Annotated in this window: 14 protein-coding genes; 9 read left to right on the top strand and 5 right to left on the bottom strand. The window is 49.9% G+C overall.

Translation table 11 applies throughout. The features are described 5' to 3' along the window. Nucleotides 1-40: 40 nt before the first annotated feature. On the bottom strand, nt 41-1,123 hold the full coding sequence (locus H4O21_RS22285; protein ID WP_182811408.1) for a glycosyltransferase family 9 protein: 1,083 nt from the start codon (nt 1,121-1,123) through the stop codon (nt 41-43). On the opposite strand from H4O21_RS22285, the gene H4O21_RS22280 reads away from it, so the two are divergent. From H4O21_RS22280 to gmhB, 5 genes are all read left to right on the top strand, one after another. Continuing rightward, entirely contained in the window at nt 1,122-1,850 is a 729-nt protein-coding gene (locus H4O21_RS22280; RefSeq protein WP_182811405.1) for a 3-deoxy-D-manno-octulosonic acid kinase, read from the top strand. The two genes, H4O21_RS22285 and H4O21_RS22280, sit on opposite strands and share 2 nt — an antisense overlap. Before the next feature lie 171 nt (nt 1,851-2,021). Further along, the gene (locus tag H4O21_RS22275) at nt 2,022-2,807 is read left to right on the top strand and encodes a phosphatase PAP2 family protein (RefSeq protein ID WP_182811403.1); all 786 of its coding nucleotides are present in this window, start codon (nt 2,022-2,024) and stop codon (nt 2,805-2,807) included. A gap of 215 nt (nt 2,808-3,022) precedes the next feature. Beyond that, on the top strand, nt 3,023-3,982 hold the full coding sequence (gene glyQ, locus H4O21_RS22270; RefSeq protein ID WP_182811401.1) for a glycine--tRNA ligase subunit alpha: 960 nt from the start codon (nt 3,023-3,025) through the stop codon (nt 3,980-3,982). A gap of 1 nt (nt 3,983) precedes the next feature. Continuing rightward, nucleotides 3,984-6,056 (top strand): glycine--tRNA ligase subunit beta, encoded by a 2,073-nt coding sequence (gene glyS, locus H4O21_RS22265; RefSeq protein ID WP_182811398.1) that lies wholly within the window; start codon nt 3,984-3,986, stop codon nt 6,054-6,056. A 178-nt stretch (nt 6,057-6,234) separates the two neighbouring features. Then, complete coding sequence (gene gmhB, locus H4O21_RS22260; RefSeq protein WP_182811395.1) at nt 6,235-6,798, top strand: D-glycero-beta-D-manno-heptose 1,7-bisphosphate 7-phosphatase; 564 nt, start codon at nt 6,235-6,237, stop codon at nt 6,796-6,798. A 116-nt stretch (nt 6,799-6,914) separates the two neighbouring features. On the opposite strand, the gene gyrB is transcribed toward gmhB, so the two are convergent. The 4 genes from gyrB to dnaA form a co-directional block, all read right to left on the bottom strand. Then, nucleotides 6,915-9,335, bottom strand: coding sequence for a DNA topoisomerase (ATP-hydrolyzing) subunit B (gene gyrB, locus H4O21_RS22255; RefSeq protein WP_182811392.1), 2,421 nt, complete (start codon nt 9,333-9,335; stop codon nt 6,915-6,917). 36 nt (nt 9,336-9,371) lie between these two features. Next, a complete protein-coding gene (gene recF, locus H4O21_RS22250; protein WP_182811388.1) occupies nt 9,372-10,472 on the bottom strand; it encodes a DNA replication/repair protein RecF in 1,101 nt (366 codons plus the stop codon). 144 nt (nt 10,473-10,616) lie between these two features. Further along, a complete protein-coding gene (gene dnaN / locus H4O21_RS22245; RefSeq protein ID WP_182811385.1) occupies nt 10,617-11,735 on the bottom strand; it encodes a DNA polymerase III subunit beta in 1,119 nt (372 codons plus the stop codon). 286 nt (nt 11,736-12,021) lie between these two features. Beyond that, nucleotides 12,022-13,605, bottom strand: a complete 1,584-nt coding sequence (dnaA, locus tag H4O21_RS22240; protein WP_182811382.1) for a chromosomal replication initiator protein DnaA — start codon at nt 13,603-13,605, stop codon at nt 12,022-12,024. A gap of 651 nt (nt 13,606-14,256) precedes the next feature. Here dnaA and rpmH point away from each other — a divergent pair. The 4 genes from rpmH (at nt 14,257) to mnmE (ending at nt 18,141) form a co-directional block, all read left to right on the top strand. Next, nucleotides 14,257-14,391, top strand: a complete 135-nt coding sequence (rpmH, locus tag H4O21_RS22235) for a 50S ribosomal protein L34 (protein WP_182811379.1) — start codon at nt 14,257-14,259, stop codon at nt 14,389-14,391. 21 nt (nt 14,392-14,412) lie between these two features. Continuing rightward, the gene (gene rnpA, locus H4O21_RS22230; protein ID WP_182811376.1) at nt 14,413-14,847 is read left to right on the top strand and encodes a ribonuclease P protein component; all 435 of its coding nucleotides are present in this window, start codon (nt 14,413-14,415) and stop codon (nt 14,845-14,847) included. Between the two features lie 99 nt (nt 14,848-14,946). Beyond that, nucleotides 14,947-16,605 carry a membrane protein insertase YidC gene (yidC, locus tag H4O21_RS22225; protein ID WP_182811373.1) on the top strand — a complete coding sequence of 553 codons (1,659 nt, stop codon included), beginning with the start codon at nt 14,947-14,949 and terminating at the stop codon, nt 16,603-16,605. A gap of 156 nt (nt 16,606-16,761) precedes the next feature. Beyond that, a complete protein-coding gene (mnmE, locus tag H4O21_RS22220) occupies nt 16,762-18,141 on the top strand; it encodes a tRNA uridine-5-carboxymethylaminomethyl(34) synthesis GTPase MnmE (protein ID WP_182811370.1) in 1,380 nt (459 codons plus the stop codon). Nucleotides 18,142-18,294 lie beyond the last annotated feature (153 nt).

Below are 18,294 nucleotides of genomic sequence, written 5' to 3'. Positions count from 1 at the left end.
TACTCAGCTATTTATGACCCAGCTTATATAAAAGCTGTATTCAGTGAGAATCTGACTGTTTATGACGCATCAGACGATCGATCTGATCCAGTACAGCCTGAATGCCAATCACGGTCATTGCTTCCGGATGACGCACTCTCTGTCCCCAGCTCAGCTGATCGACAGACTTTGCCATATATTTTTCAGCCGCCTGAGGGTAGCAATTGACCGCCCACTCCCGCCAGCGATAAGGTCCGGTACGATCAACATTGGATGTTGCAAACAAGCCAATCACCGGGGTATTCACAGCATTAGCAAAATGCACCGGCCCCGAGTCAGGAGCAATAACCAGCTCGGCAGTATCAATCAGTGCCACCAGTCCCTGAAGGCTGGTATTGTCGACCAGACTGAGTACCGGCGTGCTGGCCCTCTGGCAAATACTCTCTGCATACTCGCGTTCAATATCCCGGTTGCCTCCGGTAATAACCGCCTTAATGCCGTAGCGATGATACAGGTGTTCAATTACCGCCACATAGCCTTCAATCGTCCAGTTGCGAAAATTTCTGGCTCTCTGACTAGAGCACGGAGAGATCACAGCATAGCGTTCAAACGGGCATTTCTGTCCGGCTTCCATTCTGGCCTGATCTGAAACCGGCAGATGCCATTGCATCTGCTCCGGTGATTCCGGAGCAATACCTAAGGCCTGCAGAAAATCATAAAACCCTTCTGCCACATGGCCGTTATGTCGGGCAGGTATTTTCTGGCCGGTAAACAGCCACTGCCAGTCTTTGGCTCTGGCTTTATCAAAACCCAGCCGGACTCTGGCTTTAATGCCGACAGATAACAGCGATGCTCTGAGCGCCGCCTGCATATGCAGTAAGATATCAAAACGAATACCGGCCAGATGCTTCCAGATCTCCCGCATGCCCTTAAGGCCTGTTTTCTTGTCATAGACAATAAACTCGACCCCGTTCAGCCCCTTCAGTAGACTATGCTCCGCTTTACCTGTAATCCAGGTGATTCGGGTCTGTGGCCAGGCTTTTTGTATCGCCAGTACCACAGGCACTACATTACTGACATCACCTAAAGCAGAAAGTCGAAGAATACAGATATGTCCGGGCGGGGAAGTCAGAGGCAAGGTCATGGAAATCCAGCTTTATCAGAAAAATAAACACCGCATTCTATATGATGCAGACCACCACGCCCAGATCACAGAACACTGGTTTAATACCGACTGGTGGCAGGAAAATCAGGCTATCATCAACGAACCTGATGGCGGCAGGGGCCAGGCCTTTTTTATCAAACCCGATAAGGGAACAGAGCTGGTACTCCGGCATTACCGGCGCGGTGGTCTGATCGCCCGTATCAGCCAGGACCATTATCTTTATACCGGGCTGGAGCAAAGCCGTCCCTGGCAGGAATTTCGTCTGACCTGCCAGCTGGCCGAAATGGGCCTGCCAGTGCCCAGACCGGTTGCGGCTCATCTGTATCGTACAGGCATCGGTTACCAGGCTGACCTGCTGACCGAACGCCTGCCCGGTGCCCGGCCTTTCAGTCATTATCTGGAAAACCCGGATCCTCATTTATGGCAGGCCACAGGTCAGACACTGGCCCGGTTTCATCGGGCCGGACTGAATCACAGCGATCTGAACGCCAATAATATTCTGGTGAATGACAGCGGTTCTGTCTGGCTGATTGATTTTGATCGTTGTCAGCTGGAAAAGAAACCAGACAGCCACCAGCAAGAGTGGCAGAAAAGCAATATTGAACGCCTTAAGCGATCTATTCTGAAATTAACCGGACTATCCGTTCCACCTGCTAACTGGTTTTCTCTGGTGAACAGCTATGAAGCCCTGCTGAAAGATGGTTAATACTGAACCAGACAATGAACGTTTGTTATATAACAATGTAAAAGAGTCAATCATCTGGCTCGCGATACTGCTGAGTCCTGTATATCCAATTGTGATAACAGGAACCGTAAAATGATATGACCTGTATAAATGCATATCGTCAGCACTCAACCTATAACTTACTGATACAAAATGAAAATAATAAAAATATTCAGTGCAGTGATGTTATTCAGCCTGTTGCCCTGTACCGCCATCGCCGGTGAAACCTCGTCTTTTTTTAAAGGTCTGAGAAATGACCTGAGCGACAATTACCAGCAGTTTTATGCCAGCGACAATCTCTCCTGGCTGGGATCAACTCTGGCACTGGGAGGGGTGATGGCCAATACCCGTATTGATCAGAAATTTCAGGCTTTTTATAACGAATCGATACGCTCCTCCACAACGGATGAGATCGCCAGAATCGCTAAGATGCTGGGAGACCGGGAAATCGTACTGCTCTATGCCGGCCTGACCGCTTACAACCGCCTTTATTGTGATGACAGGGATTGTGGCCGGATACCAGAATGGGGGGATCGGACTCTGCGGGCCATCCTGACCGGCTTACCGGCAGTGTGGCTCTCCCAGGCTCTGTTAGGCGGGGCGCGCCCCCATAATGGAGACTCAAAGTGGACACTGTTCCGGTTCGACAAAATGCATGCCGTCAGCGGTCATTCTTTTATCGGAGCAGTGCCTTTTCTCACTGCAGCACAGATGACAGATAATGATGCCAGTAAAGCCATACTCTACTCTCTGTCTACTCTGACCGCTTTATCCCGTATCAATGACCAGAAACATTACCTGTCTCAGGCCCTGATGGGCTGGATGTATGCCGCAAAGGTCACCGATGAACTGTATATTCCGCTGAACCCCGGCGAGAGTGTGGTTCTGCCCTACGCAGATGATGACTCCGTCTCTCTGACCTGGGTGAAAAGTTTCTGATCATTCCCTCCATTAGCCAATCCGGGAATTATCCCGGATCATCTGCACAGTTTTACGATATATCTACAGAAACTGCGCCTATCTGCTCCGATCTGACTGATTCATAAGAAAAAAAGCGATCTTTCCTGCTAAAGCCCCCTATCCGGCATGCCCGGCCAGCAGGTATACTTATTTGTTTATATGAATTCATTAGCTCATGATGGTGGCTAACTGAGATGAACCAATCGACACCCGATGTAAAAACCTTTCAGGGCCTAATTCTGGGCCTTCAGCAATACTGGGCCGATCAGGGCTGTGTAGTCCTGCAGCCTCTGGATATGGAAGTTGGCGCAGGTACGTTCCACACCGCCACCTTCCTGCGTTCCATTGGCCCTGAGACCTGGAACGCCGCTTACGTGCAGCCTTCCCGTCGTCCGACAGATGGTCGTTACGGTGAAAACCCGAACCGTCTGCAGCACTACTACCAGTTCCAGGTCGTAATGAAGCCTTCCCCGTCTAACCTGCAGGAGCTGTACCTGGGCTCTCTTCAAGCCATGGGTATTGATACTCTGGAGCATGACGTCCGTTTCGTAGAAGACAACTGGGAATCCCCAACACTGGGGGCCTGGGGTCTGGGTTGGGAAGTATGGCTTAACGGCATGGAAGTGACTCAGTTCACCTACTTCCAGCAGGCCGGTGGTATTGAATGTTACCCGGTAACTGGTGAGATCACTTACGGCCTGGAACGTATCGCTATGTACATCCAGGGCGTAGACAGTGTTTACGATCTGGTCTGGACCATAGGCCCTGATGGTACACCAGTCACCTACCGAGATGTATTCCACCAGAACGAGGTAGAGCAATCGACCTACAACTTTGAACATGCGGATGTACCTATGCTGTTCAAAAACTTTGACCATCATGAGTCGGAGTGTCAGAAGTTACTGGCTCTGGAAACCCCACTGCCACTGCCTGCCTATGAGCAGGTACTGAAAGCATCTCACACCTTTAACCTGCTGGATGCGCGCCACGCGATCTCGGTGACCGAACGTCAGCGCTATATTCTGCGCGTTCGTACTATGGCCCGCGATGTGGCACATGCTTACTTTAACGCCCGTATGGCTCTGGGCTTCCCGCTGGCAGAAGATTCCATCCGGGAAGAAGTCATGGCTCAGTTCAAAGAGGAAGAGGCATAAGATGTCTGAAGTACGTGATTTTTTAGTTGAACTGGGTACCGAAGAACTGCCACCCACCGCACTGAAACGTCTGTCTGATGCCTTTGCTGAAGGTATTCGTGCCGGTCTGGAAAAAGCGGATGTGCCTTTTGCCGAGGTCAAAGCCCTGGCCTCGCCACGTCGTCTGGCTGTACAGGTAAAAGATCTGGCTGTTGCTCAACCAGACCGCGAAGTACAGCGCCGTGGTCCGGCATTGCAAGCGGCTCTGGATGCCGACGGTAAGCCAACCAAAGCGGCTGAAGGTTTTGCCCGCTCTTGTGGTATTACCTTTGATGAGCTGGAAAAGATGGAAACGCCGAAGGGCACCTGGCTGGTCTTTAACAGTGTACAGAAGGGTACTCAAACTACTGAGCTGCTGCCAGAACTGGTGAACAAGTCCATCAACCAACTGCCCGTGCCTAAGCGCATGCGCTGGGGCGCAAGCCGTACAGAGTTCTCCCGTCCGGTACAGTGGCTGGTAATGCTGTTTGGTAACGAAGTAGTTGAGGCGGAAGTGCTGGGCCTGAGCTCAGGTCGCACGACTATGGGCCACCGTTTCCACCACAACGAAGCAATTGAACTGGCCTCCAGTGCCGATTACGTCTCCGCGCTGGAAAGTGCTTACGTACTGGTGGATATGGAACAGCGTCGCGAAACTATTCGTGCCCAGGTTGAAGCAGAAGCGGAAAAACTGGGTGCTGTTGCCGAAATCGACGAAGAGCTGCTGGACGAAGTAAACGGTCTGGTTGAGTGGCCTGTGGCTCTGACCGGTTCCTTTGAAGAGCGCTTCCTGGAAGTCCCATCAGCGTGTCTGATCTCGTCGATGAAAGAGCACCAGAAGTATTTCCACCTGGTGGACAAAGACGGCAACCTGAAGCCGAACTTTATCACCATCTGCAATATTATCAGTAAAGACCCAGGCCAGGTGATTTACGGTAATGAGAAAGTGATTCGTCCACGTCTGGCCGATGCGGCATTCTTCTTTGAGACCGATAAGAAGAAACCTCTGGCCGACCGTATCGAAGCACTGAAAACCGTGACCTTCCAAAAGCAGCTGGGCAGCATCTACGACAAGTCACAACGTGTCAGTCAGATCGCTCAGTTTATTGCTGACCAGATTGGTGGCGATAAGACTAAAGCGGCGCGTGCAGCGGACCTGTCCAAGTGTGATCTGGTATCCGAAATGGTACTGGAGTTCACCGATCTGCAAGGCATCATGGGTGCACACTACGCCCAGAATGATGGCGAAGACAGCGAAGTCGCTCAGTCTCTGAACGAGCAATATATGCCTCGTTTCGCCGGTGACGAACTGCCGGAAACCCAAACCGGTATGGCACTGGCGATTGCTGATCGTCTGGATACCCTGGTGGGTATCTTTGGTATTGGTCAACGTCCAACCGGTGATAAAGATCCGTTTGCCCTGCGTCGTGCCACCATCGGTATCCTGAGTATTCTGGTACACAAGCAGCTGGATGTGGATCTGAAAGATCTGATCGAACTGAGCATCGCGCAACACGGTGATCTGCCTAAAGCGGAAGGCCTGGCCGATGATGTCCTGAACTATATGCTGGATCGTTTCCGAGCCTGGTATCAGACGGAAGGTATCGCTGCAGAAGTGTTCCTGTCGGTACGTGTCCGTCCGGTTAGCAACGCTTATGACTTTGATCGCCGTGTTCAGGCAGTAGCCAACTTCAGCAAACTGGCTGAAGCAGAAGCCCTGGCCGCAGCGAACAAACGTGTCAGCAATATCCTGGCGAAGCAGAATTACCAGGGTGATGCTCAGGTTGATAGCGCACTGCTGTCTGAAGAGGCTGAGAAGGTACTGGCAGAACAGGTTGCGGCGAAGCAAGCTGAACTGGCTCCTCTGTTTGCAGCGGCGGACTACCAGGCGGCACTGAACAGCCTGGCAAGCCTGCGTGAAGCGGTAGATAACTTCTTCGATCACGTCATGGTAATGGCGGATGATGAAGCGGTTAAAAACAACCGTCTGTCTCTGCTGGCGTCACTGAGCAATCTGTTTATGGAAGTGGCGGATATCGCCCAACTGCAGCAGTAATCCTCGATTACAGACTGTCACCATAAAGCCTCAGCAAGGCTACAATTAGTACTTGCTGAAAAAGAAAAAGAGCCGTATTTTTACGGCTCTTTTTTATGTCTGTTATATTTATAAAGAACAGAGTTCTATACTCAGCCATCAACCAACCATGACCACAGATTAGCCACAGAACAGCCCAATGAACAAACTTATCATTCTGGATCGCGACGGCGTAATTAACCTGGACTCCGACGCTTTCGTGAAAAATGCCGAAGAATGGATTCCTATTAATAACAGCATCAAAGCGATAGCCCGCCTGTATAAGTCAGGGTATCAGATTGCTGTTGCCACTAATCAGTCCGGCCTTGGACGTGAATATTTCAGCCAGCAGGATCTGGATGATATGCATGCAAAGATGGTTCGGCTGGTTGAAGCAGAAGGAGGACAGTTTGCAACTATTAAATATTGCCCGCATAAACCGGATGCTGGCTGCGATTGCAGAAAGCCCCTGCCTGGCCTGATCGATCAGATTAAACAGGAACTTCAGCTGGATAATCTGGATGGCGCTTATATGGTCGGTGATAGCCTGAGAGATCTCCAGGCGGGTGAAGCCCGAGGCTGTAAAGCCGTACTGGTACGTACAGGTAAAGGTGAAAAGACTCTGGCTGCAAATGAAGGCCTGGATAATGCTTTAGTTTTCAGTGAACTATCTGAGTTCACCGACTGGTTACTGACTCAGGATGCGGAGCGCCGTATCGCCTGATCTTTCGTTGTGAACCTGGCAAATAGAAAAAGCCGCTCAGAGAGGATTCTGAGCGGCTTTTTTATTATCAGTCAGCAAGTCCTGTTCTCCATAAGAAGAGAAGGACTATACCGGTATCAGACGTCCAGGTTTTCTACCGTCAGTGCATTGGTCTCGATAAAGTCACGGCGGGGCTCTACTTCATCTCCCATCAGAGTAGTGAAGATCTGATCAGCCGCAACAGCATCTTCAATACTGACTCGTAGCATGCGGCGGGTGTCCGGGTCCATCGTCGTTTCCCACAACTGATCCGGGTTCATCTCGCCCAGACCTTTATAGCGCTGCAGTGTCAGACCACGACGCGCTTCACCTAACAGCCATTCCAGAGCATCAGCAAAGCGGGTTACGTCTTTCTTGCGTTCACCACGCTGAACAAAAGCACCTTCCTGCAGCATACCATCCAGCTCATGAGTCAGTATGCTGATTTTGCTGTAGTCCAGAGACTTAAAGAAGTCCAGGTTAAAGCGATAATCGGTTGGTACTCCGTGAGCAGTAATAGTCACTTCCGGCAGATAGACACTGCGCTCCTGATCATGCAGTACACGCCAGCTGAAGGTCATAGATGGATGGCGTCCACCGTTATCATCCAACAGGGATTTCACGGTATCCACCCAGTTCTGCACTCGCGCTTCATCCGACAGAGCGGCTTCATCCAGTACCGGTAACTCCAGCATCAGGTCGAGTACCGGCTGAGGATAAGCGCGGTATAAACGCTTGATGCGTCGGGATACATCCTGATAGTCCGCTACCAGTTTATGCAGGCCCTCGCCACGAATCCCCGGCGCATCCGGCGTGACAAACAGAGCTGCATTATCCAGTGCCGTTTGTGTCAGATAGTTTTCCAGCGCCAGTTCGTCTTTAATATACTGCTCCTGTTTACCACGCTTAATTTTGTACAGCGGTGGCTGGGCAATAAAGATATGACCCCGTTCAATCAGCTCAGGCATCTGACGGAAGAAGAAAGTCAGCAGCAGGGTACGGATGTGAGAACCATCCACATCCGCATCAGTCATGATAATGATCGAGTGATAACGCAGTTTATCCGGGTTGAACTCTTCACGACCAATGCCACAGCCCATAGCAGTAATCAGAGTTCCCACTTCTGCCGAAGACAGCATCTTATCAAAGCGGGCTTTCTCAACATTCAGGATCTTACCTTTCAGAGGCAGAATCGCCTGAGTCTTACGGTCGCGCCCCTGCTTGGCAGAACCACCGGCTGAGTCACCCTCCACCAGGTAGAGTTCTGACAGCGCCGGATCTTTCTCCTGGCAGTCCGCCAGCTTACCCGGCAAACCGGCAATATCCAGGGCACCTTTGCGGCGGGTCATCTCACGGGCTTTACGGGCGGCTTCACGGGCACGAGCCGCTTCCAGCATTTTGTTAACGATCGCTTTAGCTTCGTTCGGATTCTCCTGCAGGTGATCCGACAGTAACCGGCCCATCTCCTGCTCTACCGCTGATTTCACCTCGGAGGATACCAGCTTGTCTTTAGTCTGAGAGGAGAATTTAGGATCAGGCACCTTAACAGAAACAATTGCTGTCAGACCTTCACGGGCATCATCCCCGGAAGTGCTGACTTTATCTTTCTTAATTTTAGGGTCCTGCTCCATATAGTTGTTCAGGGTACGGGTCAGAGCCGCCCGGAAACCGGCCAGGTGAGTCCCGCCATCACGCTGTGGAATATTATTGGTAAAGCAGAAAATGCTCTCCTGATAGGAGTCATTCCATTGCAGAGCCACCTCAACCCCGACACCATCTTCACGCTCGGAAGAGAAATGGAATACACTATTCAGGGCTGTTTTATTCTGGTTAAGGTATTTAACGAAAGCACTCAGACCACCCTCATATTTAAAGTTATCTGTCTTACCCGAGCGCTCGTCGATCAGAGTAATGCTGACACCTGAGTTCAGGAAGGATAGCTCACGCAGACGTTTGGCCAGAATATCGTAGTGAAATTCGATATTGGAAAAGGTTTCAGGGGATGGATGAAAACGGGTTTCTGTACCGGTTTTAGTGGTTTCACCAATCACCTTCAGTGACTCCTGGGGCACACCATGTACATAAACCTGCTCATGGACTTTGCCTGCACGCCAGACGGTCAGGGTCAGTTTTTCTGACAGGGCATTCACCACCGACACCCCTACTCCGTGCAGACCACCGGATACCTTATAGGTATTATCGTCAAACTTACCACCGGCATGCAGTACCGTCATAATCACTTCTGCAGCCGATACGCCTTCTTCCTCGTGCATATCAACCGGAATACCACGGCCATCATCAGAGACCGTAATCGACTCATCCGGGTGGATGATCACTTTAATATCGGAACAGAATCCGGCCAGCGCCTCGTCGATGGAGTTATCAACCAGCTCGAACACCATATGATGTAAGCCTGTACCATCGTCCGTGTCACCGATATACATTCCGGGACGCTTACGGACCGCATCCAGACCTTTCAAAACTTTAATACTGGACGAATCGTATGATTGTTCACTCATATCCACTGTTCCTGTCATCACAACCCGAGTGGGCCATTATTGTTCTCTGACCTCACCATGTTTCACGTGAAACACAGTAAGTGGTGTGTGCTCCGACCAGCAATTGATCAGAGAATCAGACTCCACACTGGTAATAAAAACCTGGCACTGCATCTGCTCCAGTACCCGGCATAAATATTTACGGTGCTCACCATCCAGCTCAGCTGGCAGATCATCCACCAGATAAACACACTGTTTTCCGGTTAGTTTCTGCAGCAATCGCCCCTGTGCTAATAGCAAAGCACAAACTACAAGTTTCTGTTGACCTCGGGATAGGACATCAACGGCCATCAGCCTGTTTACCCGGATTCTCAGGTCGGCTCTGTGTGGGCCGGATTGTGTAAAGCCCTGCTCCAGATCTTTTTGTCTGCTCTCCTGCAACATGGAGAAACAATCGATATCACTATCCCAACCACGGTAATAACTCAGCTCAATCCGTTCAGATAAATTAAGCTCGGACAGGGTTCGGTTAAACTCCGGAATCAACTGTTCCACGTAGTCTGCCCGTTGCAGAGCAAGCTGTTCGGCATACTGAGCCAGTGACTGGTCCCAGATATCAAGCTGCTGAATAGCTTGCATTTTACCATATTTCAATAGTTTATTGCGTTGTTTCAGGGCTTTTTGCGACGCCTGCCACACCGGGAAAAAACGATGTTCCACGTGAAACACTCCCCAGTCAATAAACTGGCGACGTACTTTAGGCGAGCCTTCCAGCAACTGAAAAGAGTCCGCATTAATAATCTGCACCGGAAGCAACTCTGCTAACTGAGCAGCGGAGCGAGCCTGCTGACCGGCAATGCGGATCTGCTGCTCCCCTGCCCTGTCACGGGAAATACCAATGGGCACAATGGGCTGGGTCTGCAAATTCGGATTAAAAATTTCAGCGAACAGAGTATAGGAGGGTTGTTCAAACTGAATAATCGCCGGGGTACGACCAGAACGAAAGGAACGTCCTGATGACAAAACAGAAATCGCTTCCAGTACAGAGGTCTTACCGGCACCGTTGTCGCCGGTTAACAGATTGATTCCTGCATCAGGACGGATGCTGATTCTGGCCAGGTTTCTGAATTGAGCAATATCCAGTCTGCGTAAACTCATTCACTCCGGATTCCTGATAGATAGACAGAGAAGAAATAAAAGATGGTGTACAGAACAAAACACCCGGACAGGTAAAACCAGTCCGGGTGTCTCTGTCTCGATCTCAACAATACCTTAAAAAAAGTATGAGAAGGCAAGCCGATGTTACAGACGCATCGGCATAACCACATACAGAGAGTCATCTGCAGCTTCCGGGTTATGCTCTTCTACTAAGGCACTGCTGTTGGCATCCAATGCTGTAATCTGAATTAAATCGTTATTCAGCACATCCAGCACATCCAGCAGATAGGTTACGTTAAAGCCTACTTCCAGTACATCACCGGAATAGTTCACCGAGATATTTTCTTCAGCTTCTTCCTGTTCCGGGTTGTTCGCAGTAACCTGCAGATTACCATCGCTCAGAACCAGGCGAACACCACGGTATTTTTCATTGGACAGAATAGAAGCGCGATGCAGTACTTCACGTAACTCCTGACGATCTGCGATAATCGTCTTATTACCATTACGAGGAATAACTCGTTCATAATCCGGAAACTTACCATCTACCAGCTTAGAGGTGAAAATATAGTCTCCGGTTTTGATCCGGATATGATTGCTGCCCAGGACCACCTGTGCAGGCATCTCGCTGTCATCAAACAGACGGCCTAGTCCCTGAATACCTTTATGAGGCACAATTGCCCGAACCTGGCTGGCAGCATTATGCTCCAGGGCCAGAGAGCAGGTGGCCAGACGGTGGCCATCAGTAGCCACACTACGCAGCATGCCCGGCGTTAGCTCCAGCAGCATACCATTCAGGTAGTAACGTACATCCTGTTGCGCCATAGCAAATGAGGTTCTTTCTAACAGACGTTTGAACTGGCCCTGGGTCAGCTCGAAACTCAGATCCTGCTGACTTTCCTCCACTTTTGGGAATTCGGCTGCCGGCAGAGTCGACAGCGAGAAGCGACTGCGCCCGGCACGGATGCTGACTTTCTGTTCCTGAACTTCAAAACCGATCTGACTCTGATCCGGCAGTGACTTACAGATATCAAACAGCTTTTTAGCAGGTACGGTAATCGCTCCGGTCTGTTCTACCTGCCCGGCTTCCAGAGGCAGATGACTGACAATTTCAACTTCCAGATCTGTACCAGTCAGTGACAGACCCTGCTGATCTGCTACTACCAGAACATTAGATAATACCGGCAGAGTCTGGCGGCGCTCAACAACACCATTTAACAGTTGCAACGGGCGCAACAGGGCTTCCCGGGAGATTGAGAATTTCATGAGCAGATCATTCCGTTTTTGAATCATTTGTAATTTTGGATTATAGCACCAGAACGATACGTAAAACTTATCGTAATTTATTACGTAATAATGGCAATCCAAAACAATACATTACGTTATTTTATCCGGCCCTGCACCCGCAGGGTATTCGATCCGGATTCAGTATTATCAGCCAGCCAGACCAGCCGCCGTTAATAATGATTATCCTGTAAAAATAATTATCAACAATAAAGCATCCTATCACAGCAATGATGCTGTAATCGGCCAGTTTAACTCATCAACGCTATCAGCTGGTCAGTGCTCTGAGCAGATTTTTATAATCTTCCCGGATTTCAGCACTTTCTTCCTGCAGCTCTTTTACCTTACGACAGGCATGCAGCACCGTAGTATGATCTCGTCCACCAAAAGCATCACCAATCTCCGGCAGACTGTGATTGGTCAGCTCTTTCGCCAGTGCCATAGCCACCTGACGCGGGCGAGCCACAGAACGGCTACGTCGTTTAGACAACAGATCAGGCACCTTAATGCTGTAATACTCCGCCACCGTGCGCTGAATATTATCAATCCCGACCTGTTTGTCCTGTACGGCAAACAGATCACGCAGGGACTCACGAATAAAGTCCGTAGTAATCGGTTGTCCGCGGAAATGAGAGTCCGCAATAACCTTTTTCAGTGCGCCTTCCAGTTCACGTACATTGGAACGGATTTTCTGGGCAATAAAGAAAGCCGCATCATCCGGTAGCGTGACTCTGGCCTGATCCGCTTTCTTTTTCAGAATCGCTACCCGGGTTTCAAGCTCCGGTGGGTCAATGGCTACCGTCAGTCCCCAGCCAAAACGGGACTTCAGACGCTCTTCCATTCCGTTGATCTCTTTCGGATAGCGGTCACTGGTCAGGATCATCTGCTGACCACCTTCTAATAAGGCATTAAAGGTATGGAAGAACTCTTCCTGAGACCGCTCTTTTCCGGCAAAAAACTGAATATCATCAATCAGCAGAGCATCCACACTACGATACAGGCGTTTAAAGTCATTAATAGCATTCAGCTGCAAAGCCTTCACCATATCGGCCACAAAACGTTCTGAATGCAGATACATCACCTTGGCATTCGGATTCTGCTGTACCAGAAAATTCCCCACCGCATGCATCAGGTGAGTTTTACCCAGACCAACACCACCGTACAGAAACAGAGGGTTATAAGCTCCGCCCGGGTTTTCAGACACCTGACGAGAGGCAGCCCTGGCAAGCTGATTCGACTTACCTTCCACAAAGGTTTCAAAGGTAAAATTCGGATTCAGTGAACTCTGATGTTTCAACGCACCATCCACCTGTACCGTGCGCTCAGGCTTGGCCGGTGTTTTAGCCTGGGTAATCACCGCCGGTGCATCCTGATCAGAGGCTGTCATCTCATCAGCAAAGCGATTTTGCCTGCTCAGCTCCATCTGTGGATTGGCATCCTGATAACCTGAGTGGGAGCCAAAAGAGGGAACAGAAACCGAATCTGACCTCACCGGTCCCTCTTCTGTCGGATCAGACAGAAAGTCAGGACGGGGCGGTGTCGTACGTACGATCACGTTAGGCGGTGTTGCTGCCGGACGCGACATCATCTGAGGGTTCGATACCGTGCGCTTACTGCCAATCTCCAGAATAAGCTGTGGAGGCTGCCCGTTACTCAGTTCCGACAACAACTCAGAGATACGAGCAACATATTTATCCGAAACCCACTGGAGTACAAAACGGTTAGGTGCCAGCAGCTTAAGACTCTGACCTTCCAGTTCCGCCTGTAAAGGGCGTATCCAGGTATTAAATTGCTGTGAAGGCAATTCATCCTGCAAATGACCCAGACATTTCTGCCAAAGCGTAAGTGACACGGCAAATCCCCGAAAAAAACAAAAAGCTATTTTATCGGTTCATTGCCAGGTTATCCACATCTGCTCCAGGAAAGTTCCCATTACAGCGTTCTTTGGCTTGTGGATAAATCCAGGTGTTTCCCGATGACAGAGCATAGGACAGAGACAGGGATAAATCGGGCTGTGCATAACTGGCTATTTCATCCACAGGTCACCCTCAGCTCAATGACAGGAGACTGTCAGTTAATCTAATTAGTTATACAAACCTGAAAGCCTTATATCATCAATGATCAAGGCAGTTATCCCCAGAATGTCTTTTTCTATATAAACACAAACATTATTATCTTTCTTCTTTAAAAAATTAACTTAGTAGTCTCTGTTTATATCCTGGTTTGATTTATACTTAAGTCGGATATTTCGAAAAAATCGTAAGGTACAGATTCTGATCAGTGTTCTGAAAATTTCATGCTGGTTGCTCATAAAATGAGCAGAAATCGGAAAGAAAAAACTGGAATGAAAACAACAAGAAACGGAAAAAAGTTATGCACAACCCCTTTTTTTACAAAGAAGGGTTTGAAGTCCTGGACGTAATTCACTAGAATTCCCGCCCTGATCTAAGACCAGGCGCACTTTCTGCGCCAAATCTGTAAGTGAAAGTGTGGGAAAACAGTCATGAAAAGAACTTTTCAACCTAGCGTTCTGAAGCGCAAGCGTACTCACGGCTTCCGTGCTCGTATGGCTACTAAAAACGGCCGTAAGGTAATTACTCGCCGTCGCGCTAAAGGCCGTGCTCGCCTGAGTGCATAATTTCTGGTTAGCCTGATCTGAATGACCAGTTACGGATTTCCCCGGGATGTCAGACTACTGACAGCCGGGGATTACCGCTCCGTCTTTGATGACGTCCAGATAAAAGTCTACGGTCGTCGTTTTCTGATTCTTGCTCATCCCAATACCCTGTCACACCCTCGACTGGGGCAGATCCTGGCGAAAAAAAATCTTCGTCGTGCAGTGGATCGCAACCGTATTCGCCGTCTTACCCGTGAGTCTTTCCGGCTGAACCAGCACCAGCTGCCAGCTATGGATCTGGTCTTGCTGACCCAGAAGGGACTCAGTGACCTGAGCTCAGAAGAGTATGCTGAACAATTGGCTGTGGCCTGGAAAAGGCTGATTAAAATGAGTCAGAAAAAGCAGAATAAGGGGAACCGGTCCGGGCAGAAAGTATCAAAGACGGGCACAGAACAAGCTGAACCGAAAAACAACTAGATATTTAGCTTAATTCCCCTGAGAACGGCTTGCGTCACAGGCTTTCCGCACTCAGAATAACAAATCTTTTTTAACACGAATCCGGTAAGAGCATACCCAATGGACGTGAAACGTTTAGTACTGATCGTCTCACTGGCTTTAGTGTCTTATCTGATGGTGGTTCAGTGGAATAAGGATTATGGTCCTCAGGCAGTTGAGCCTGTGGCTCAGAATGTCCTGCCTTCTTCTGCGCCTTCAGCAGGTAACAGTACCAGTGATGATATCCCTCAGAACAGCAGCAAGGCCGATCTGACCGACAGCGCAACTGTCAGCGACAGTCTGATTGAAGTCCGTACTGATGTACTGGATCTGCGTATTGATCCAAAAGGCGGTGATATTGTTTACGCTGCCTTGCCTCAGCACAAATTCCGTGTCGACACCCCGGAAGTGCCTTTCGTTCTGCTGGAGCAGAATAAAAACCGCACTTATGTTGCCCAGAGTGGCCTGGCTGGTGCTGATGGTCCGGATGCATCTAAACAGGGGCGTCCTCTGTATAAAGCAGAAAAGACACTGTTTACACTAGCGGATGGCAGTGACGCACTGAACGTTGACCTGACGATAACTCAGGACAGTGGTGTTCAGATCACTAAGCGCTTCACCTTCACCCGCGACAGCTATGATATTAAAGTCAGCTACCTGATCAACAATACCAGCGACAAAGTATGGCAAGGCTATTTCTTTGCTCAGCTGAAGCGTGATAATACGCCAGACCCTTCTCAGGGCGAAGGCATGGGTATGCAATCCTATCTGGGTGCGGCAGTTTCCAGCATCGAAGAGAACTACGAGAAGATCACTTTTGAAGACATTCAGGAGAAGAACTTCCGTCGTGAAACTGTCGGTGGCTGGGCAGCAATGATTCAGCACTACTTTGTCAGTGCCTGGATTCCGAACCAGAACGAAAAACAGATCTACAGCACCCGTACTAACTCCCGTCAGCAGAATATTGTCGGTTTCACCAGTCCTGAAACTCTGGTGCAACCGGGTCAGCAGGCTGAAGTCAGTGCTAATCTGTTTGTCGGTCCTAAAGTACAGTCCCGTCTGGAAACTGCAGCTCCGAACCTGGAACTGACGGTTGATTTTGGCTGGCTGTGGTTTATTGCGCAACCGCTGTTCTGGATGCTGAATGTACTGCATGGCTTCCTGGGTAACTGGGGTTGGGCAATTATCATCCTGACCGTTATGGTTAAAGCGGCATTCTTCCATCTGTCTGCTTCGGCTTACCGCTCTATGGCGAATATGCGCCGTATCGGGCCTGAACTGCAGAAGATGAAAGAGAAGTATGGCGACGATCGTCAGAAGATGTCGCAGGCCATGATGGAGATGTATAAGAAAGAGAAGATCAATCCGATCGGTGGCTGTCTGCCGATTCTGGTACAGATGCCGGTATTTATCGCCCTGTACTGGATGCTGATGGAAAGTGTGGAACTGCGCCATGCACCATTTATGCTGTGGATTACTGACCTGTCGGTGAAAGATCCTTACTTTGTACTGCCGATCATCATGGGCGCATCCATGTTTATTCAGCAGCTGCTGAACCCGACGCCTCCGGATCCGATGCAGGCGAAGCTGATGAAAGCACTGCCTCTGGTGTTTACTATCTTCTTCCTGTGGTTCCCGGCTGGTCTGGTACTGTACTGGGTAGTGAACAACATTCTGTCCATTGCACAGCAGTATGTGATTACCAAACAGATTGAGGACGGTGCCGGGAAGAAAACCTGACGCTGACCACATGTGGTAACAGAAAGCCCCTTCAGGGGCTTTTTGCGTTTTAATAGAAACCCTTTGCTTCTGATAGCCTGTCTGAAAATCGGTTATCAGCGGTATAAGCTTTATCGTTCCGCCTTCAGTGACCGAAACCGATCAGGAGAAGACACCATGACCACAACAGACCAGGACACCATTGCCGCCCAGGCGACCCCTCCCGGACGCGGTGGCGTGGGCATTGTCCGTATTTCAGGCTCTCGTGCAAAAGATGTCGCACAGAACATACTGGGTCTGCTGCCTGAGCCCCGTTATGCGCACTACGGCCCCTTCTATGATCAGGGTGGTGCCGCAAACGGACAGGTGCTGGATGAAGGTATTGCCCTGTATTTTCCTGGGCCTAACTCCTTTACCGGCGAAGATGTGCTGGAGCTGCAGGGGCACGGTGGTCCTGTCATTATCGACCTGTTGCTGAAACGGGTACTGGAGTGTGGTGTTCGTCTGGCCCGTCCGGGTGAATTCTCTGAACGGGCTTTTCTGAATGACAAAATGGATCTTGCACAGGCTGAAGCCATTGCCGATCTGATCGACAGTGTGTCAGAGCAGGCCGCCCGCAATGCGATCCGTTCTCTGCAGGGGGAGTTTTCCGGCAAAGTCCATGACCTTGTGGATAAATTAACCCAGCTGCGTATTTACGTGGAAGCCGCCATTGATTTCCCGGAAGAAGAGATCGACTTTCTGGCAGATGGCAAAGTGCTGAATGATCTGGAAGCGATACAGCGTGAATTGCTGACCGTCAGAAGCAGCGCCAGCCAGGGGGCTCTGATGCAGGAAGGCATGACCGTTGTGATTGCCGGTCGCCCTAATGCCGGTAAATCCAGCCTGCTTAATGCCCTGTCCGGACGGGACAGCGCTATTGTTACCGATATTGCAGGCACTACCCGTGATGTATTGCGTGAACATATTCACATTGATGGCATGCCACTGCATATTGTCGATACGGCGGGTCTGCGTGAAACACCGGATCAGGTTGAACAGATCGGGGTACAGAGGGCCTGGGATGAGATCAATAAAGCGGACCGGGTACTGCTGATGGTAGATAGTACCAGTACTGCCTCGAACGATCCTCACGAGATCTGGCCGGATTTTGTTGACCAGTTGCCCCGTACTGCGCGGATCAGTGTGATACGCAATAAAATTGATCAGAGTGGTGAATCTGCCGGCATTGATTTATCCACAGGGGTATCGATACTGCGACTTTGTGCGAAATCTGGAGAGGGTGTGGATAACCTGAAGCAGCACCTGAAAGAGGTGATGGGTTATACCGGAACCACAGAAGGAGGCTTCAGTGCCCGCCGTCGCCATATTGATGCTCTGAATCAGGCTGAAGAATATCTGAACAATGGCCACTATCAGTTAATGGCGATGGGAGCCGGTGAATTACTGGCAGAGGATCTGCGTATGGCTCAGCATGCGCTGGGTGAGATCACAGGTCATATCAGTGCGGATGATCTGCTGGGTAAGATCTTTGGCTCTTTCTGTATTGGTAAGTAAAATCAGTACTGTATAAAAATATAGTTCGTGTGCTGTAGTGACCACCTGGCACTACAGCACATTACGTAGTCAGCCCTGAAAAAGTCAGGTTTCTATCTAACCGAGCATCGGTTGGCTTTATTGCTCCAGGAAATAAAGCCAACTGATTTTCTG

The organism is Oceanospirillum sediminis, from assembly GCF_014164585.1.
Taxonomy (GTDB): Bacteria; Pseudomonadota; Gammaproteobacteria; order Pseudomonadales; family Halomonadaceae; genus Oceanospirillum; species Oceanospirillum sediminis.
Note: the sequence above shows the minus strand (reverse complement) of the source record. Positions and strands in the feature narration are given on the sequence as shown.